Annotated in this window: 16 protein-coding genes; 9 read left to right on the forward strand and 7 right to left on the reverse strand. The window is 41.2% G+C overall.

The genetic code is table 11. The features are described from left to right. Positions 1–12: 12 nt before the first annotated feature. The gene (locus tag ACYZ0U_RS12950) at positions 13–1,446 is read right to left on the reverse strand and encodes a phytoene desaturase family protein (protein WP_461452882.1); all 1,434 of its coding nucleotides are present in this window, start codon (positions 1,444–1,446) and stop codon (positions 13–15) included. Between the two features lie 17 nt (positions 1,447–1,463). Beyond that, positions 1,464–1,898 (reverse strand): DUF6526 family protein, encoded by a 435-nt coding sequence (locus tag ACYZ0U_RS12955; RefSeq protein WP_461452884.1) that lies wholly within the window; start codon positions 1,896–1,898, stop codon positions 1,464–1,466. 127 nt (positions 1,899–2,025) lie between these two features. Between ACYZ0U_RS12955 and ACYZ0U_RS12960 the strand changes: the two genes are divergently transcribed. Beyond that, positions 2,026–2,886 carry an aldo/keto reductase gene (locus ACYZ0U_RS12960; RefSeq protein WP_461452886.1) on the forward strand — a complete coding sequence of 287 codons (861 nt, stop codon included), beginning with the start codon at positions 2,026–2,028 and terminating at the stop codon, positions 2,884–2,886. A gap of 94 nt (positions 2,887–2,980) precedes the next feature. Beyond that, positions 2,981–3,736: a hypothetical protein gene (locus ACYZ0U_RS12965; RefSeq protein ID WP_461452888.1), complete on the forward strand. Its 756-nt coding sequence runs from the start codon at positions 2,981–2,983 to the stop codon at positions 3,734–3,736. Positions 3,737–3,807: 71 nt separating this feature from the next. On the opposite strand, the gene ACYZ0U_RS12970 is transcribed toward ACYZ0U_RS12965, so the two are convergent. Next, positions 3,808–4,098, reverse strand: a complete 291-nt coding sequence (locus ACYZ0U_RS12970; RefSeq protein WP_461452890.1) for a YciI family protein — start codon at positions 4,096–4,098, stop codon at positions 3,808–3,810. Between the two features lie 154 nt (positions 4,099–4,252). Here ACYZ0U_RS12970 and ACYZ0U_RS12975 point away from each other — a divergent pair, with 154 nt between their 5' ends. After that, complete coding sequence (locus tag ACYZ0U_RS12975; RefSeq protein ID WP_461452892.1) at positions 4,253–5,407, forward strand: galactokinase; 1,155 nt, start codon at positions 4,253–4,255, stop codon at positions 5,405–5,407. Between the two features lie 39 nt (positions 5,408–5,446). Then, positions 5,447–5,995, forward strand: a complete 549-nt coding sequence (locus ACYZ0U_RS12980; protein ID WP_461452894.1) for an RNA methyltransferase — start codon at positions 5,447–5,449, stop codon at positions 5,993–5,995. A gap of 38 nt (positions 5,996–6,033) precedes the next feature. On the opposite strand, the gene ACYZ0U_RS12985 is transcribed toward ACYZ0U_RS12980, so the two are convergent. Further along, on the reverse strand, positions 6,034–6,159 hold the full coding sequence (locus tag ACYZ0U_RS12985) for a hypothetical protein (protein WP_461452896.1): 126 nt from the start codon (positions 6,157–6,159) through the stop codon (positions 6,034–6,036). Between the two features lie 74 nt (positions 6,160–6,233). Here ACYZ0U_RS12985 and ACYZ0U_RS12990 point away from each other — a divergent pair, with 74 nt between their 5' ends. After that, complete coding sequence (locus ACYZ0U_RS12990) at positions 6,234–6,893, forward strand: YdeI/OmpD-associated family protein (protein WP_461452898.1); 660 nt, start codon at positions 6,234–6,236, stop codon at positions 6,891–6,893. Positions 6,894–6,950: 57 nt separating this feature from the next. On the opposite strand, the gene ACYZ0U_RS12995 is transcribed toward ACYZ0U_RS12990, so the two are convergent. The 3 genes from ACYZ0U_RS12995 to ACYZ0U_RS13005 form a co-directional block, all read right to left on the reverse strand. Further along, positions 6,951–8,429 (reverse strand): glutamate synthase subunit beta, encoded by a 1,479-nt coding sequence (locus ACYZ0U_RS12995; RefSeq protein WP_461452900.1) that lies wholly within the window; start codon positions 8,427–8,429, stop codon positions 6,951–6,953. 7 nt (positions 8,430–8,436) lie between these two features. After that, the gene (gltB, locus tag ACYZ0U_RS13000; protein WP_461452902.1) at positions 8,437–12,960 is read right to left on the reverse strand and encodes a glutamate synthase large subunit; all 4,524 of its coding nucleotides are present in this window, start codon (positions 12,958–12,960) and stop codon (positions 8,437–8,439) included. Between the two features lie 261 nt (positions 12,961–13,221). Continuing rightward, a complete protein-coding gene (locus tag ACYZ0U_RS13005; protein ID WP_461452904.1) occupies positions 13,222–14,613 on the reverse strand; it encodes a S41 family peptidase in 1,392 nt (463 codons plus the stop codon). A gap of 175 nt (positions 14,614–14,788) precedes the next feature. On the opposite strand from ACYZ0U_RS13005, the gene ACYZ0U_RS13010 reads away from it, so the two are divergent. The 4 genes from ACYZ0U_RS13010 to yidC all read left to right on the forward strand — a co-directional run bounded on the left by ACYZ0U_RS13010 (position 14,789) and on the right by yidC (position 20,428). Continuing rightward, entirely contained in the window at positions 14,789–15,280 is a 492-nt protein-coding gene (locus ACYZ0U_RS13010; protein ID WP_461452906.1) for a D-glycero-alpha-D-manno-heptose-1,7-bisphosphate 7-phosphatase, read from the forward strand. Positions 15,281–15,283: 3 nt separating this feature from the next. After that, the gene (locus tag ACYZ0U_RS13015; protein ID WP_461452908.1) at positions 15,284–16,792 is read left to right on the forward strand and encodes a hypothetical protein; all 1,509 of its coding nucleotides are present in this window, start codon (positions 15,284–15,286) and stop codon (positions 16,790–16,792) included. 161 nt (positions 16,793–16,953) lie between these two features. Further along, positions 16,954–18,564 carry a CTP synthase gene (locus ACYZ0U_RS13020; protein WP_461452910.1) on the forward strand — a complete coding sequence of 537 codons (1,611 nt, stop codon included), beginning with the start codon at positions 16,954–16,956 and terminating at the stop codon, positions 18,562–18,564. Between the two features lie 16 nt (positions 18,565–18,580). Further along, positions 18,581–20,428: a membrane protein insertase YidC gene (yidC, locus tag ACYZ0U_RS13025; protein ID WP_461452912.1), complete on the forward strand. Its 1,848-nt coding sequence runs from the start codon at positions 18,581–18,583 to the stop codon at positions 20,426–20,428. Positions 20,429–20,501: the final 73 nt, after the last annotated feature.

Raw genomic sequence — 20,501 nt, forward strand, 5'->3', positions numbered from 1 at the left:
ACGAGGGTAATCCTATTTGCTAAATACATCTTTTAAGACCCTTTTAGCTGTATTATATCCACACATGCCATGCACGCCCCCACCCGGTGGTGTTGATGATGAGCATAGATAAATACCCGTTGCAGATGTTTTATAAGGGGACCAGCGTAATGCAGGACGGGTGAACAACTGGCCAATATCATTTACCCCACCGTTAATATCACCGCCGATATAATTAGGATTATATTCCTCCATCTGTACCGGACTCATGGTATGCCTTGCCAGTATAGTATTTTTAAAACCGGGAGCAAAACGTTCAACCTGGTCTTCTATGGATTGAGTCATATCAACTGTTGACCCATTTGGAACATGACAATAGGCCCAGCCGGTATGTTTACCTTCTGGAGCGCGTGATGGGTCAAAAACGCTTTGTTGTGCTAATAAAACAAAAGGCTTATCCGGATGCCCGCCATCCCATGTTTGTTGTTCACCAGCAGTTATCTCCTGCATGGAATTTCCGATATGAAGTGTTCCGGCTTTGGTGCATACTTCGGCTTTGAACGGTATTTGCGCATCTAAAGCCCAATCTATCTTAAAAACACCCATCCCATAGCGGTAGCGTTCAAGCTGCCATTTATATATTGACGAAAATTTATGACCTGCTATCTGCAATAATTGTTTTGGCGATACGTCAAACAAAACCGCATGTGCCGACGGCAATTGACTGAGCGATTTTACATAAAAATCAGTTTCTATCTTTCCTCCTATAGATAGGAAATAAGAGGCTAACGCTTCGGCTATTTTATTTGATCCGCCTTTGGGGATCGGCCATCCTTTTAAATGTCCATTAGCCATCAAAACTAATGCTGCTGCGGATGTAGTTAAATTAGTTAATGGCTGCATGGAATGCGCAGCCATCCCGGCTAAAAGTGCTTTTGCTTTTTCGGTTTTAAAACGTTTGGAAAGATGCGTGGCAGATGTTAATGCTGATAAGCCAAACCTGGCCATCTGCAACGGATGTTTAGGAAAATGCAGCGGGCCTAAAACATCGGGCGCGATTGCAGGCCATGAATTTACGATTGGCTGCATCAGCTTTAAATAAGCATCTTTATCTTCACCTAACAATTCAGCGGTTTCTGTTAAGGATTGTTTTAAAACAACTGCACTCCCACCATCAAGCGGATGAGCCGCTGCGATTTCAGGGTATATATATTTCAGGCCATGTTCGGCTAATGGGAGTTGCTGAAAAAACGGTGAACCAACTGCTAAAGGATGTATGGCAGAACAAATATCGTGAATAAAACCAGGCAAGGTTAACTCAGCAGAACGAAGCCCTCCACCTATTTCGCTTTTACCTTCGAGTAGTAATACAGATAAGCCTTGTTGTTGCAGGTAAATAGCAGACGCCAATCCGTTAGGTCCGGAACCGACAATAATGGCGTCAAAATCGCGTTTTTCAAGCTTCATTTATCAATTTAATGAGATTATACCCGGTGATGATCGCTTCTCCAGTTTTTAATGGACTTCTTAATATCATTCGCCGATAAATTTTCGGCAACGGCACGATCAACCAAGGGAATCAGTTCATCATCAGGCGCAAAACGTAGCGCGGCAATTTGGGTTATGGTAATGCGGCTATCTATCGGTTTGCGGGTAAGTATAAAATAGCGCAGGCCCTCTTCAGCGCGAATTGCCCTGTCCTGCGCCTTTAGTGGAAAAGTACGTAAAAATGTCATCAAGAAAAATGAGCACACAAATAGCAGCACAATCAATACCGAGCTTAAAAACCCACCATGATAGGGTTTGTGCCTGAACACATTTACAACAGAAGTTATTAAACCAACTAACAGCAAAGCGCTTAACACACGATGATAGCCTGTTACATAACGGCGGTGATTACTATAATTCTGCTCTTCCATATTAAATTATTTGCTGCAATATACCATTATTTGGTTTAGCATAATTTATTCTAAAAATAACATATCTATTGTCTTTGTTACCGAACAAAATCATCGCAAAAAGGTTAGTATTTAAAAACAAAATATCATGTCAGATACAAAAATAGCATTTGAAAAGACTTTCAGCATTGGTGGCGATCTTACAGTTAACCGATTGGGTTATGGCGCTATGCGCATTACCGGCAAAGGCATCTGGGGCCCGCCTAAAGATCATGATGAATCCATCCGTGTATTAAAACGCGCTGTTGAGTTAGGAGTAAATTTTATTGATACAGCTGATAGCTACGGCCCTAATGTTTCTGAAGAATTGATTGCCGAGGCATTACATCCTTACAAATCAGGTTTGGTTATTGGAACTAAAGGTGGCTTATTGCGTACAGGCCCGGATCAATGGCCGGTAGACTCAAGCCCTGAGCACCTGAAAGAAGCTTTGGACGGCAGTTTAAAACGCCTTAAGCTGGATCAGATCGACCTATACCAATTACACCGTATCGATCCAAAGGTGCCAGCGGAGAAAACCTTTGAGTTTTTAAAACAAGCACAACAGGATGGTAAGATCAAACACATTGGCTTATCAGAAGTAAGTGTGGATGATATTAAAAAAGCGCAGGAGTTTTTTGAAGTGGTTTCTGTACAAAACATGTACAGCGTAGATAACCGCAAATGGGAATCTGTATTGGATTACACCAAAGAAAACAACATTGCTTTCATCCCTTGGTTCCCATTGAATGCAGCCAACGTTGCCAGCCAGGAAAAACTACAAAAAGTGGCAGATAAGTATAGTGCATCTGTTTACCAAGTTGCTTTAAGCTGGTTGCTGCACCACGCAGATAACATATTGCTTATCCCGGGCACATCAAGTGTAAAACACCTTGAAGAAAACATGAAAACAATAGACGTACCGCTTACTGAAGAAGATATGCAGGTATTAGAAGGAATAAGCTCATAACATTATTTTGTGTTAATCTATAGCAATGATTAAACCTTTAGGATATTGTTTTATCTAACCAACAAACAATATCTTAAAATTTAATCATTGCTATATGAAAACACTTAGATCAATTGCCTTTATAGGATTAATGGCAGGTGCATTATTTTCCTGCAACAAAAACAATTATAATACGCAGCCAAATACAAACGCTACTGATGAAGCTGCAGATTTAGTTACAGCGTCCATCTCAGCAAACTCGCAAGGTTCGTTAAATGGCTTTTCTGATATGACCCTATCATCTGAAACCAAGATCAAAATTGATTCAGTATGTGGCACCGTATGGACCGATAGTGTTAATAGAAGCATTCCATTTACTACTACAGGCTCTTATGGTTATTCTTACAAAGCCAATTACACCTACGCGTTAAACTGTACTAACGGTGTATTTAATCACAGTTCAACTTCTACATCAACTTACAGTGGTTCTGTTCGTAATGCCATACTTTCATCCACCTTTACAGGCAGCTCTAATATTACCATCAGTGGTTTAGGTGTTTCCTACCCCGCTTACATTATTAATGGAAATTATACTCGCAGCGGTTCCTTTCAATCACAAACCGATACCAGTTATCATGGCACGCATACTATTAGCCTGACACTTACCAACGTAACTCTTACGAAACCTTTAGAAGTTTTGCAGAGCGGCGGTAGTGCATCTTTCACAATTACAGGTAATATGCCATCAAAGGGTGGCGCTTTCAGTTCTACCGGCTCTATTGTGTTTAATGGCGGTTATAATGCAACGTTAACCGTGAACGGAATTGTTTATTCAATTAACTTGCAAACAGGAACAAAAATCAAAAAGTAAAGAACTTATATACCCTAATTAAAAAGCCCGTACTTTTTGGAGTTCGGGCTTTTGTATTTGTAAGCGTGTTGTTAAATCTGCGCAATACGGTAAGGTTTAATATCAACAGTTTCCCATATTTTTTCGGTGATGTAGATCTCACCTTGTTTCCAGGCTTCTAAACCTTCTTCAGTCTCAAATTGCATAATCATAACTGACCCTATCATTTTACCCTCATCGTTTAAAATGGCGCCGCCTAAAATATAATTATTGTTTTCTTTTAAATGTTTCAGGTTATCTAAATGATGCTGGCGAACAGCCATACGGCGGTCAAGCGCGCCATCGTCTGTATAATCGTAACCGGTGATAATATATTGATTCATGGTGAAATAATTTATATTATCAACAAGTATAAATGTATTCTGTTTGGGTTAATGGGCCGATTGTATAATCAAAAAGTAATTGTAATAACTGTAAATAAAACATTTAAATAAGCTAAATATTTACAATATTTGTGGTTATTACCTCCCCTTAATTATGAAGGACCAATTAGAACAACAATTTAGTAAACTATACAATAAAACTGCAACAAATGCCTGGTTTTCACCCGGCAGAGTAAACCTTATCGGTGAACATATTGATTATAATGGCGGCCTGGTAATGCCATGCGCTATCACCTTTGGCACATACCTGTTAACAGCACCTAATGATGATCATGTTTTCCGCTTCAGGAGCACAAATTTTGAGGAAACATTAGAAATACCCCTACAGGCTCACTATAAAAAAGACGGCAAAGGGTGGTTTAATTATCCTTTAGGTGTTATTCAACATTTAGTAAAAGCCGGGCACGTGTTAGGCGGCCTTGATATGTTTTTTTATGGCGATATCCCGATAGGTTCAGGGTTATCTTCTTCTGCATCTATTGAGGTGGTTACCGCTTTCGCACTCAATAAATTATTTAACGCTGGATTATCAAAGCTTGACATCGTGAAGCTTGCGAAATCTGTAGAAAATAACTTTATCGGCTTAAATAGCGGTATAATGGATCAGTTTGCCGTTACCTTTGGTGAGAAGAATAAAGCATTAATGCTGAATTGTGATACGCTGGAATACGAAGCCGTTAATAGTAATTTAGGCGATCATGTACTGGCGATCATCAACACCAACAAACCCCGAAAACTGGCGGAGTCGAAATACAATGAGCGTGTTGAGGAATGTGCCATGGCCTTAACAGAATTGCAGCAACTGCTGGATATTACCAATCTATGTGATATTGATACCGATACCTTTAACCAATACAAGCATTTAATTACTAACGAGACCGTCAAAAACCGCGCAACACACGTAATTGAGGAAAATGACCGGGTAAAATTAGCTGCAAAAGCGCTTGCTTCAAATAATCTTGCTGAATTTGGTAAGCTAATGTACGCTTCTCATGATTCCCTGCGCGATCTGTACGAGGTGAGCGGCAAGGAATTAGATACCGTTGTTGAATATGCCAAAACTGATAAAGACGTTGCCGGTGCAAGAATGACCGGTGCCGGTTTCGGTGGCTGCGCGATAGCTTTGGTTAAGGCAAGTGCCTTTGATGATTTTAGTGCGGCTGTAACCAAATATTATACCGATAAAATCGGATATTCACCTTCAGTTTATAACTCGCTGATTGGCGATGGTGTTGGGCCTTTGCTGTAATTAGTATCGGAAGCAAATTCAAGATGTATATTTGCACCGATGACTGAAAACACTGACTACCGCAAATTAAAGTTAAATGAGCTGAACCGTGCCTCGATAGATGAATTCAAGGCACAGGATAAATTGCCGGTTGCCGTAGTGCTGGACAATGTGCGTAGCATGCACAACATCGGTTCCATATTTCGTACTTCGGATGGGTTTGCAGTTGAACAGGTTTGCCTTTGCGGGATAACCGCCCAACCTCCGCATCGTGAGATTGAGAAGACCGCTTTGGGTGCTACGCAATCCATAGCGTGGACTTATTATGAAACACCTGTTGACGCTATTAACCAGTTGCGCAAGGATGGGTATAAGATCATCGCCATTGAACAGGCCGAAAACAGCATTATGCTGAATACCTTTACCCCGCATAAATCACAAAAATACGCGCTAATATTTGGCAATGAAGTTAATGGCGTAAGTGACGAAGTGATGCAACTGATAGATGCGTGTATAGAGATCCCTCAATTTGGCACCAAGCATTCCTTTAATATCGTTGTATCGGCAGGTATTGTGCTGTGGGACTTTTTTGTGAAGATGATCGGGTAATTTATTACGCAGTCATTTCGCTGTTGATCATCATAACTTCACGTAAACGCTTTATATGCAATTCCAGTTGCTTTATGTGATGGTGCAAACTTGTTGAAGTCGTTATTGATGGCCATCTTCCTGCCCACATCTTCACTTTCTCTTAATTTTTCTATGGCTTTCATAATTGTATTATCTTGTTAATAAGTAGTATATAAATTTCAATCCACTAATTATTTAACTTAGACTTATACAAATCATGAGCGATCTAAGCAAAAAACTCCAAATTAAACCATGCAGCAAATGGGTGTTTTATAATGCTCCTCTGAATTATTTACCCTTAATAGAACCATTGCCGCATGACGTCGACATCAGCTATGATTTATCTAATATGTTTGATGGTATACAAGTATTTGTAAAGAATACAAATGGTCTGGCTTCATCATTAAAGACCATCCTTCCCTTATTGAAACCTGAAACCATATTCTGGATCAGCTATCCGAAGAAAAATTCCGGCGTTAAAAGCGATGTAGATAAGATGTCGATTTGGGATGAGCTTTATTCAATTGGGTTTAAGATTGTCACCTCTATTTCTATTGATGATACCTGGACAGCTTTCCGTTTTAAACCTGTTAAGACGGTGAAATTTTCGGATAGCCGCAATGCTAACATCGGGCAAAATGAATACGGCAATTATATCGATATAGATAACAAATTGATCATGCTTCCACATGATATTTCGAATAAGCTGCGTGAAAATACGGCGGCAATGTCGTTCTACCAGCAACTCTCCTACTCCAACAAAAAGGAATATGTGGTTTGGATACTATCAGCCAAACAGGAAAAAACAAAGCAAAACCGTTTGGATAAAATGATTGAAAAACTTTCAGACGGAAAGAAAAATCCAACGGAAAAATAAAAAAGCCGGGATACTGATGTATCCCGGCAGGCTATAATTGATTAATAAAGGTTCTGTTTAAAATACCTGCTCAAACTCGTTAACCGCATCTTTGCTCTCTAAAGTTGAATGCCCCATCAAAAACTGGTCAACCTTACGAGCGCATTCGCGGCCTTCGGATATCGCCCAAACAACCAGTGATTGTCCGCGGCGCATATCACCTGCTGCAAATACTTTGCTTACGTTGGTACGGTATGATTTATCATCGGCATTAACATTTTTACGAACATCAAGCTCAACGCCTAATTTTTTAAGCATTCCCTCGTGTTGCGGATTAACAAAACCCATCGCCAAAAACACACGCTGACAAGCGATCTCGCGCTCTGAACCTTCAACCTCGGTAAATTTAATTGGTCGACCTAAAACGTCAACCTCCCAGCTTACATCAGTTACTTTAATGGCCCTTAGCTCGCCGTTATCGTCGCCTAAAAATTCTTTGGTGTTAATCCCCCAAAAACGCTCAGCGCCTTCCTCGTGCGAACTGGTCACTTTCAGCACCATCGGGTAAGTTGGCCAAGGCATATGGGCGGTACGTGCCTCAGGCGGGCGGAACATCACCTCGAACTGTTTAACTGATGCAGCACCCTGGCGGTTTGATGTACCTACACAATCCGAGCCGGTATCACCACCACCAATCACTACCACATCCTTACCTGTCGCGAAAATATCTTCAGCATCAAATTTGGTATCACTAACGCGCTTATTTTGTTGTTTCAAAAAGTTCATCGCGAAGTGGATGCCTTTCAACTCCCTGCCGGGGATAGGCAAGTCGCGCGGGATGGTTGAACCACCGCTTAATATTACTGCATCATGGTTACGCACCACTTCGTCGGCAGAAAGGTCTTTTCCAACTTCAACATTGTATTTAAACTCAACGCCGTCTTCTTCCATTACTTTAATACGACGATCGATCACCCATTTTTCCAGTTTAAAATCAGGGATACCGTAACGTAATAAACCACCTGCCCTGTCGTCACGCTCAAAAACAGTAACCGAGTGACCGGCTTTGCTCAATTGCGCGGCAGCAGCCAATCCCGCAGGGCCAGAGCCTATTACCGCAACTTTTTTACCTGTTTTTATTACAGGTGCTACAGGTTTAACTAAATTGTTAGCATAAGCTATTTCGATAATATGCTTTTCGATCTCCTCAATGGCTACAGCAGGTTTGTTGATACCCAGCACACATGCTGATTCGCATGGTGCCGGGCAAATTCTACCTGTAAACTCCGGGAAATTATTGGTTGATGATAGAATGTTGTATGCTTCTTCCCAGTTTTTACGATATACAGCATCGTTAAACTCAGGTATTATATTACCCAGCGGGCAACCTGAATGACAAAACGGTATACCGCAATTCATACATCGTGCAGATTGCTGGTTTAGCTTTTCATCGGAGTATAAGCCAACAAATTCATTATAGTTCTTCACACGGTCAGCTACCGGTGTTTTTTGAGGGAGTTCCCTGTCAAATTCCTGAAATCCTGTTACTTTTCCCATATTGTGATTAGCTTACAGCCTGATATTCTAACTTTTCTAATACTTTTTTATACTCTCTTGGATACACCTTAACAAACTTGCCTGATGCATCCTTCCAGTTGTTCAATAAACTTTGGGCAACTTGGCTGCCTGTTAACTGGATATGCTTGCGTAGCAGTGTAAGGATCTCTTCTTCATCTTTTATCGACAGCGGATCAAGATCAACCATTTCCATGTTGCAATTCCCGGCAAATGTGCCATCCGGGTTATAGACCCAGGCAATACCGCCACTCATACCAGCCGCGAAATTTCTGCCTGTTTTACCCAGGATCAATGCACGGCCGCCTGTCATATATTCGCAACCGTGGTCGCCAATACCCTCAACAACTGTTGTAGCACCTGAGTTACGCACCGCGAAACGCTCGCCTGCCATACCATGGATAAATACCTCGCCTGATGTAGCGCCATAAAGGGCCACGTTACCTACGATTATGTTTTCAGCGGCAGTAAATTTTGCTTTTTCTGATGGATAGATAGCCAGCTGCGCACCGGATAAGCCTTTACCAACGTAATCATTCGCTTCTCCCTCTAACTCAAAAGAAATGCCTTTTGTAGTGAAAGCGCCAAAACTTTGACCGGCCGAACCCTTAAATTTTATATTGATGGTGTTATCAGGCAATGCTGCTGAACCGTAGATCTTAGAGATCTCATTCGATAGTAATGTACCTATTGTACGGTCTGTATTTTTTACATCAAAACTTGCAAATACCGGGGTTTTGTCTTCCAATGCAGGTTTGGCAGTTTCCAATAGTTTCCAGTCCAGTATCTCGTCCATGCCGTGGTCTTGCTTCTCGCTGTTATAAAGCGTTAAGCCCTTAGCATTGGTTACAGGGTGTAATAAGCCTGCAAGATCAACTTTCTTAGCTTTCCAGTTAGTCAGATTATCTTTTACCTTCAGGAATTGTACACGGCCAACCATTTCATTTATGGTACGGAAACCTAATTCCGCCATAATCTCGCGCAACTCTTCAGCCATAAACCTGAACAGGTTTACCACATGCTCCGGTTTACCGCTAAATAATTTCCTTAATTCAGGATCTTGGGTAGCAACACCTACCGGGCAGGTATTTAAATGGCATTTACGCATCATGATACAACCGCCTGCAACTAAAGCTGCAGTAGCAACGCCCCATTCTTCAGCGCCCAATAAAGCGGCAATTGCTAAGTCACGACCTGTTTTTAACTGGCCATCAGTTTGCAGTACTACCCTGCTACGCAGTTTGTTGCGAACCAAAGTTTGGTGAGCTTCTGATAGACCAAGCTCCCACGGTAAGCCCGCATGTTTAACAGAGCTTATTGGCGATGCACCAGTACCGCCATCGTAACCTGCGATCAGGATCACGTCGGCATGTGCTTTGGCAACGCCAGCGGCAATGGTACCGACGCCTGCTTTTGATACCAATTTAACATTGATACGTGCAGCGCGGTTAGCATTTTTCAAGTCGAAGATCAGTTGGGCCAGATCCTCGATAGAATATATATCGTGGTGCGGCGGCGGCGATATTAAGCCAACCCCGGGTGTTGAGTGACGTGTTTTAGCTATCCATTCATCAACCTTATGGCCCGGTAGTTGCCCACCTTCGCCTGGTTTTGCACCTTGCGCCATTTTAATTTGGAGCTCATCAGCATTAGTCAGGTAATTTGAGGTCACTCCGAAACGTGCAGAAGCTATTTGTTTAATAGCAGAACGCATCGAATCACCATTCTCCATGATCTCGTAGCGCATTTCGTCCTCACCACCCTCACCGGTATTGCTTTTGCCACCGATACGATTCATAGCAATAGCCATGGTGCTATGCGCTTCATGCGAGATAGAACCGAAAGACATGGCGCCTGTTGCAAAGCGTTTCATAATATTTTCAGCTGGTTCAACCTCATCTATGCTGATAGATTCGCGGTGATGGGTAAAATCAAGTAAACCACGTATGGTGAAGTGCTTTTCGCCCTGCTCATTAATTACTTTAGCGTAGTTCTTGTAAACGTTATAATCATTGCTGCGGGTAGCATGCTGCAATAAGTGAACGGTAGTCGGGTTAAATAAGTGTGCTTCGCCGCGGCGTTTCCACTGGTAAATACCGCCTTCGGTCAGCAACTGATTATCGGCATTTTTAGATGCGCCAAAACCAATCTTATGTTTACAAAGTGCTTCGCGGGCTATTTCATCAAGGCCCAAACCTTCAATACGGGTAACTGCACCGCAGAAGTATTTGCCTACAACATCTTTATTTAAACCTAATATTTCGAAGATCTGTGAACCATGATAAGACTGTAAAGTCGAGATCCCCATTTTTGAGAAGATCTTCAGCAAGCCATCATTAATGGATTTCACATAGTTCTTTAACAGATATTTTTCATCAAGGCTGGTTTCCAGGCTACCATCGCGTTTAATGGTTTCAATGGTCGACATTGCCAGGTACGGATTGATGGCAGTCGCACCAAATGCCAGTAAACAAGCAAAGTGGTGTACTTCCCAAACATCCCCTGCTTCAACAACTAAGCCCACCGAACCCCGGCGGCCTTTTTTGATCAGGTGGTGATGGACTGCAGATACTGCCAACAATGATGGTATAGGCGCGTGCTCAGAATCAATAGCGCGGTCGGACAAAATTAACACCTCGAAACCGTCTTCAACTGCATCCTCAGCATAACGGCAAACACGCTCGATTCCTTTTTGTAAGGATCCAGGTAAACCGTCAGCTTTAAAATAAGTCTGCAATGTTTTAGCATGGAACATGCCGGTATCAATACTGCGCAGCTTTTCAAGCTGGTTGTTTTTTAATATCGGGTGTTTAAGCATTACGCAATGGCAATGCATTTTGTCTTCATCCAATAAATTGCCATTATTACCTATAAAAGTAGCCAAACTCATTACCAAACGCTCACGGATCGGGTCGATCGGAGGATTGGTAACCTGCGCAAAGAACTGTTTAAAATAACTTGATAAATGTTGTGGCCTGTCGGACAGGATCGCCAAAGGCACATCTGTTCCCATTGAACCGATAGGTTCTTTTCCATCAACCGCCATTGGTTTAATGATGGTATCGATATCCTCACGGCTGTAACCGAATACCTGCTGGTAACGGAAAACCGAATCCGGGGATAAACTCGCGAAAGCCAAACGTGGCTCTGCCAGGTCTTCCAAACGGATCTTATAATTTTCCAGCCAACGGTCATAAGGCTGGCGCGACGCGATCTGGTGCTTAATTTCATCATCAGTAATGATCTTACCTTTCTCGGTATCGATCAACAACATTTTACCCGGCTGTAAGCGGCCTTTTTTGATAACGGATGATTCGTCAATAGTCAATACACCGGCTTCTGATGCGGCGATGACACGACCATCATTGGTGATTACATAACGTAAAGGGCGCAGGCCATTTCTATCTAACAAAGCACCTACCAGTTTACCATCGGTAAATGTGATAGCAGCCGGACCATCCCAAGGCTCCATTAATGTAGCGTGGTATTCGTAAAATGCCTTTTTGATCGGATCCATTTGCTCGTTGCCATCCCATGCTTCAGGAATCAGCATCATCATTACGTGCGGTAACGACCTGCCTGAGTGCAACAAGATCTCGATAATATTATCCAAACAAGCAGAGTCAGATTGGTTATTATCAATAACCGGTAAAAGCATATCCATTTCCTCAGCAGTAAAATAAGAGGATGCGTATGATTTTAAACCTGAATAGAACCAGTTTAAGTTACCAGTCAAGGTGTTGATCTCGCCATTGTGAGCGATCAACCTGAATGGTTGTGCCAATTTCCATGACGGGAAAGTATTGGTTGAGAAACGCGAGTGGATCATGGCAAAGCCGGATGCAATACGCGGATCAGCCAAATCAGCAAAATATTTACGCAGCTGGTAAGTAGTAACCTGGCCTTTGTAAATAATTGTTTTGCAGGAGAAAGAAGTAAAATAAAAATGCTCACCCGCACCAGGAATAGTTTCGGTGATGGTTTTATTGATGTACCTTCTTAATATATATAGCTTGCGCTCAAAATCATCAACATTAGTAATGTTATGCGGCCTTGAAACAAAGATCTGTTCGCAATCAGGTTCGGCCTGGCGCGCTGTTTCGCCAATAACTGATGAATCAACCACCAATTTACGGTAACCTAAGCTGTGTAAACCTAATTTTTCTATCGCATTGGCTATCACCGTACGACAAGCTTTTTTAAGTGTTGGCTCCTTCGGGAAGAATATCATGCCCACACCGTACTCGCCGGGTTGCGGCAGGCTCATTTCTAAATTTGAGCATTCTTCCATTAAAAGCTCATGGGGCAGTTGAATTAAAATACCCGCGCCGTCGCCGCTATCCGGGTCACATCCGCACGCACCTCTATGCTCCATGTTTTCCAACATGGTTAAAGCGTTATCAATAATCTGGTTGGACTTGTGTCCGTTTATATTGGTTATAAATCCTGTTCCGCAGGAGTCGTGTTCAAATTCCGGCCTGTAGAGACCCTGGTGGCTATCATCTTGGTTCATCGTAAAATCGCCCTTATTAATTCAGGTGTAACCACGAAGATACAAAAACAGAAAAAAAATTTACGATATTTTCTTGATTTTTGGCATATTATTAAAAAAACGACTGTAAAAATTCGCTGAATTTAGGATTTCATAAATTTAAATTCAATCCTGTTAAAATTATCATAATTAAATATCAATATGATAGACAAAATTTAATTTCAACAAGTGCCTATTTAACCAAATTTGAAGGCTTTTAAAGGCTAAAACAGAGATATAACGTTATTTTATTTGTTTGTTCATTTCTATAACGGCTGCATCTAATACGTTATCAGTACCATTAATTACATCATTAACATTACGCGGAATTTCAATATCGGGTATTACGCCTATTCCCACAAAATCACGTCCGTCCGGGTAAGTATCACGCTTGGTACAAATTCTTCCATCTATTGACATCCCCGGTAGGCTGATTGGAAGCGGTTGGCCTGTGCTGCCATAGGTACGCTGGCCCATAGTAGTGGCGCGCGGTTTTAATCCATCTAAAATCACTAAAAAATCTTCGGCTGCGGACGCGGTATTGTTACCGGTAAGCACGATAAGCGGGCAGGATAGTTTTTTAACATGCACATCGTTATCAAAGGTCATGGTATCGCCTTTAAACCAATAATCGCCTTTGGCGGATAGTATTACTTTTTTATCCCAATCGCTCCTTTTTTCAAATTTGGTAGTATCCTGCAAAGCATAATGCCCCCATGCCTTGTAAGCAGCTACATTATCGCGGGTGCGCCAGGTAGAACCTATCAACCTTTTATCAGTGAAATATTTCAATATCTCGGCCCCTATCTCCGTGCTGCCGCCGCCGTTACTTCTAATATCCAGTATAATACCCTTACAAGCATACAATTGTGGCAAAATAGCTTTGAATTTACCAATGATGGCGGTATCGCTAAAAGTATTCAGACTAACATAACCAACATCGCCAATCTTTTTAAATTCTAAAATTTGGTAGGGCTTATTTACGCTTCGTCGTTCCCATTTAGGGCTCACGGTATGGAATTGATAGTTATAAACTATCATTTTACCTTTTGGCGTACGCAGGGTAAGATGCCATACTTGTGCCGAATCTGTGCCGTAAAACATCATGGCGGCAGCAGTATTCCATAATATATGTTCGGTTGATGAACTGATATATGGTATGATCTCTTTTTCGGCATATTCTTTTGCAGGGATGCCGTTAACGGTAATCAATTCTGAACCTAATGGCACCATATCCTTAAACTGAACCGGCATATCGGTCACGAAAAAGTGCTTGTCGAAATTCTCAATATACATCCATTTATTTCTGGAATGATTATGAGTGAGTAACTGCGCCGGAAAACCGACATCGGTGTGCCCATCCTTTAATAAGGCACAAAATTTCGACATTACCAGGTAATATTCCCAGGTATTTTTTGTGGCGAGGATCTTGGGTATATATGCCCGGTAAGTACTATCCCAATTGATATGCGTATGATCAAAATAAGCGAAGTTATAACTGGTTTCTTCCCAAAATTTACTTAGTCCGTATAGCTTATCAGCATCAGATATATTGGCAATGGTATCAACTTGCGCAAAGCATGATGAAGAATAAAATAAGGCAGCGAATAATGTGATAGTAATGAGTTTTTTCATGGTTGACAGGTTTGCCTAATTATGAGCAAACCTCATACTAAATTTATAAATAGCTAAAAATAAGACAATTATAACAAGTACAGGGCTTTAAAACTGTACGATATCGTACAGTTGGTGTACGGATAAGAACGTATTTAAAATAAATACTAATTTTGCCCGAATAGAATAAAAGCAGATGCCAGAGAAAAATAAAGCAGTTTTTTTAGACCGTGACGGGGTGTTAAACCAGGAAATAGGTGATTATATAAGGTACATGAAGGATTTTCATGTGCTTGATAATTTTGAGGCGCTTAAAACTTTACAGGATAAAGGTTATAAGCTGATCATCGCGACCAACCAGGGTGGCTTAGCCAAGGGCTGGTATACCGAAGAAGGCCTGGCCGAAATGCACAACGAGCTAAAAAAACAATATCGCGAACACGGCGTTGAATTTACGGATGTTTATTATTGCCCACACCACCCCGACTTTACCGGCCCCTGTGAATGCCGTAAGCCGAAACCGGGCTTATTGCTGAGAGGGATAGCAGAACACAACATTGACCCAACCCAATCTTATTTTATTGGTGATAGGGAACGTGATGTAGAAGCCGGAACAGCAGCAGGGATTAAAGGGATTTTAATTGACAGCGACCAACCATTGAGCACTATTTTAGATCAGATAGCTTAATTGATGAAGCAAAACACGTATTTAAAAAATCTTAATTCTCTAGTTGCTGCGATAATTGGCTTTATCGCGATACATATTTATACTAAATACAGCGGTGTAGGTATCTCACCCGATTCTATTATGTATGCAAGTACCGCGAAGAGCATCTGCACACATGGCTCACTGATTACTTTTAATGGTACGCCGCTGGTTTTTTTCCCGGTATTTTATCCTTTCTTTTTGAGCGTTATCCTGTTTGTTACAAGGATTGGTACAATTGCTGCAGCGCCTGTAATAAACGGGTTGTTGTTTGCCGGGGTAATATTTACCAGCGGGGTGATTATCTCGAAATTCAAATCCTTCTCTCCTATTTATAAATGGCTGATGTTGATCGGTATTATATTAAGTCCGGGTTTATTAGAGATCTACACCTATTTGTGGTCAGAAACACTGTTTATATTGGAGATCATGCTATTTGTGTTGGCCTATCAAAATTATATGCAAAAGCATACCATGGGTAGCTTGATATTGGTTAGCGTATTAGTTGCAATTAGTTGCATTACCCGCTATGCAGGTGTTACGCTGATTGGTGCCGGTGGATTGATGATGTTGCTGGACAATCAATTGGTGATCTGTAAAAAAATCGGTCATATTTTAACATTCGGATTTATCTCTATATCGTTATTGGTTTGCAACCTGATATTGAATAGGCTATCTACCGGTTTAAGCACCGGTACCCGTGAGCCGGCTATTACCCCGCTAAGTAAAAACCTTTATTATTCGGGTAATGTAATGTGCGATTGGCTTGGCTTGCCGCATTCGGCTTATCCTTATTCTATATTGATAATTTGCTTTTTATTACTGTTTTTAGTGGCGATCATTGTTTGGCGGGCATTTACCCGTAAAATTAATTCTATAGAAAATATCGTAATTATGTTCGCAGCGTTTTATGGGATATTTATACCTGTATTAGCCAGTGTATCGCGATTTGAGATGCTTAATAGCAGGCTATTATCGCCAATGTACATTTGCTTATTAATAGGGTTAACTTGCTGGGTTCCGGATCTGTTAAAAGGGATTAAACTTAGTAGACAAATTGCTTTCGCTATTCCTTTTGTGGTGTTGATGTTATTTTCAGAGTATTCGTTAGCGATGACCGATTACCAGCGCTATGATGATGAAAACGACTACGGTGTACCGGGCTACAGTGATGATGACTGGAATAAATCGCAGTTCGTGCCGTTTTTAAAGTCGCATAAAGATATTTACAAAGCCGGTGTGCCTATTTATACCGATGCTGATGAGGCGGTTTACTTTTTTACGGGAGCTACATCTAAATTACTTCCGCACCGTTATTTTAAAAATACAGTCGACCAGTTTTTTGGGGTAAAGCATTATTATTTGATCTGGTTTAATAACTTGAATAACCCGGAGCTGATTGGGTTGCAGGATATTGTAAAGCGGGAAAACCTGACTAAATTATATCAATTTCCGGAGGGTTCGGTTTATGAATACACCGGACAAAGTAAATAATATTTCTTAATTCTTTAATTAATTACAATACGTGATTCTAATCCACAGCCACTTCTATTTTCTCAACAAATGTGGCGAAACCTGAAAATTTTGTTACTTTTGTATCCCGTACACAAACAATTTGTTCCGGCATAAAACCGGGGCCGATTTCACTCAGAATCATGACTAAATACATATTTGTTACGGGCGGCGTTACTTCGTCGTTAGGGAAAGGTATTATTTCAGCTTCACTGGCTAAGCTTCTCCAATCTCGCGGTTACCGTGTAACCATTCAAAAATTCGACCCTTATATTAACATCGATCCGGGAACACTTAACCCTTACGAACACGGCGAATGCTATGTTACCGAGGATGGCGCCGAAACCGACCTGGACCTTGGCCACTACGAGCGTTTCCTGAATACCCCTACTTCAAAAGCCAACAACATTACCACGGGCCGCATCTACCAAAATGTGATCAACAAAGAACGTGAAGGTGCATTTTTAGGTAAAACCGTTCAGGTAGTCCCGCATATTACCGATGAGATCAAAAGGAATTTCAGAATTTTAGGCGAAAGCGGGGAGTATGATATCGTGATTACTGAATTAGGTGGCACTGTAGGTGATATTGAGTCGTTACCATACATCGAAGCTGTACGCCAGTTTAAGTGGGAAGTTGGTTCAGGTAATTCAATTGTAATTCACTTAACCTTAATTCCATTCCTTGCTGCTGCAGGCGAATTAAAAACCAAACCTACCCAGCATTCGGTTAAAATGTTACTGGAGTATGGTATTCAGCCGGATATCCTGGTTTGCCGTACCGAGCATCACATCAATATGGATATCCGTAAAAAGATAGCCCAGTTCTGTAATGTGAATATCAATGCGGTTATAGAGTCAATAGATGCACAGACGATTTACGATGTGCCTTTGCTGATGCTGAAAGAGCAGTTGGACAAAACGGTATTGACCAAATTAAAATTATCGCACAAACATGAGCCAAACCTGGACAACTGGAAAGAATTTTTAGGCAGGTTGAAAAACCCTACTTCAGAGATCAGGATTGGTTTGGTAGGTAAATATGTAGAGCTGCCGGATGCTTATAAATCGATCACCGAGGCTTTCATCCACGCGGGATCTAAAAACGAGTGTAAGGTTAAGGTAGATTTTATCCACTCCGAGCAATTAACACCTGAAAACGCGGTTGAGCGCTTAAAAGGGTTGCATGGTGTATTGGTTGCGCCAGGCTTCGGTCAGCGTGGTTTTGAAGGTAAAATTGAGGCGATCCGGTATGTTCGCGAAAATAATATTCCATTTTTCGGCATCTGTTTAGGGATGCAATGCGCGGTTGTTGAATATGGCCGTAATGTTTTGGGCTTGAAAGATGCCAACAGCACCGAAATGAATCCTGACACCCCTAACCCGGTGATCAACATGATGGAGGAGCAGAAAAAGATAGTTAATAAAGGCGGCACTATGCGCTTAGGCTCATACCCTTGCGACCTTAAAAAAGGCAGCAAGGCTTCTGCAATATATGGTAAGCAGCATATCACCGAACGCCACAGGCATCGTTTTGAGTTTAACAACTCTTATCTAAAAGATTACGAAACTGCCGGTTTAACCCCATCAGGCATCAACCCGGAAAACAATCTGGTAGAGATAGTTGAGTTGAAAAACCACCCGTTTTTTGTAGGTGCACAATTTCACCCAGAATTAAAATCAACAGTTGCTAATCCGCATCCACTTTTTATTAACTTTGTCGCCGCTTCGCTGGCTTACGCCCGCAAGAACTAATTACGTTTAATACATAATGGATAGAAATACATTTACAGGATTATTCCTGATCATGCTGATCATTTTCGGATCGTTTTATTTAATTAAACCTTCTAAGGAAGATATTAAAAAAGCGGAGATCGCAGCGCACCAGGACTCCATCAAAAGGCACCTGATCAAAGGTGCTGAACCTGCTGTTGCAGTTAAAAAAGCCGATACTTCCAAGATTATTACCCAGGCTGATACCTCTCACTTAAAAGGTTTTGATGCAACTACGGTTGGAACACAAAGTTTTGTAACAATTGAGAACGAAGAATTACTTATTAAATTGAGTAATCACGGTGGCAGGATCTATTCGGTCCAGCTTAAAAAGTTTAAAACTTTTGATGGCAAGCCGTTAGTTTTGTTCACTGGTGATCAAAACCAGTTTGGCCTAAGCTTTATTGCCGATAACAAAAATATAAACACCAATAACCTGTTTTTTAAACCAAGCGCGCAGCAGCTAACCGTTGCAGCTAAAGATTCAGGTTCGGTTACTATGCGGTTAAGCTACAGCCCTACTCAATATGTCGATTACATTTATACCTTGAATGGAACCGGTTTTAAAGTTGGGTTCACGGTAAAGGAAACCGGTTTAGACAATGTAATTCCTAACAGTAATACCATAAATATCGATTGGTCGGCAAGCTTACCTAAACAGGAAAAAGATATTGACCAGGAACGCCGTTATACTGCTGCTTACTATAAAACAGATGATAACACTGTTGATGATTTGAGTACTACTAAAGATGACAGCTTAACCATCGCCGATAAAAAAACACAATGGGTATCATTTAAAGCGCACTTTTTTTCGAGCGTGATCTTAGCAAAGGATGCCTTATTCAGCAAAGCAAGTGTTGCTTCAATAACAGACACCAGCGAACATAACATCATTAAGGAAATGAAAACCAACCTTGTGCTGGCACGCAGCAATGACGGTACATTTCCGATGAATTTTTATTTTGAGCCGAATGAATTCCACATGCTAAAGGACGAAGGATTTAGCCTGGAAAAACAAATTGATTTAGGCCCGGGACCATTGAAATACATCAATAGGTTTGCTACACTGCCTGTATTCGACTTTTTGAAACAGTTTAACTGGAATTACGGCCTGATAATTTTGGCCTTAACACTAATTCTGAAATTGGTTTTATCGCCATTAACTTACAAATCGTACTTATCGATGGCCAAAATGAGGGTATTAAAACCTGAAATGGATGAGATCAAAGCAAAAGTTGGAGAGGATAACCCTACCCTATTACAGCAGGAATATTTAAAACTTTACAAAAAAGCAGGCGTAAACCCATTGGGCGGCTGTTTACCGCTACTGATCCAAATGCCTATCGTGTTCGCGTTCTTCCGCTTTTTCCCAAGTTTGTTTGAGCTGCGCGGACAAAGTTTTTTATGGATGCATGATTTATCGACTTATGATTCGGTGATCTCATTTGCGCCGGTACACATTTTATTCTTTAGTTGCGACCACATCAGTTTAATGTGTTTGTTGATGACCATATCGACGTTGATATACACTTACTTCAACAACCAGATCTCGGGTGCAACCGGGCAAATGAAATATATAGGTTATGTAACGCCTATCATTTTTCTTGCAACCCTGAATAGCTATCCATCAGGGTTGAACTATTATTATTTTTTGGCGAACATGCTAACCTTCCTGCAACAATACCTGATCAGGTTTATGGTTGATGACAAGAAGATACATGCCCAGATCCAGGAAAACAAAAAGAAACCCGAAGATACCAAAAAGAAAAAATCAGGTTTCCAGGCCCGTATGGATGAGATGATGAAACAAAAACAATTGGCAACAGCGCCGAATAAAAAGAAATAGAAATTAGAAATTAGCTCTATAAATTATTAAAAGTCACAACAAAAGTTGTGGCTTTTTTAGTTTTTAGTCCATG

The sequence above is a fragment of the Mucilaginibacter sp. genome (assembly GCF_965225845.1).
In the GTDB taxonomy this organism is placed as follows: domain Bacteria; phylum Bacteroidota; class Bacteroidia; order Sphingobacteriales; family Sphingobacteriaceae; genus Mucilaginibacter.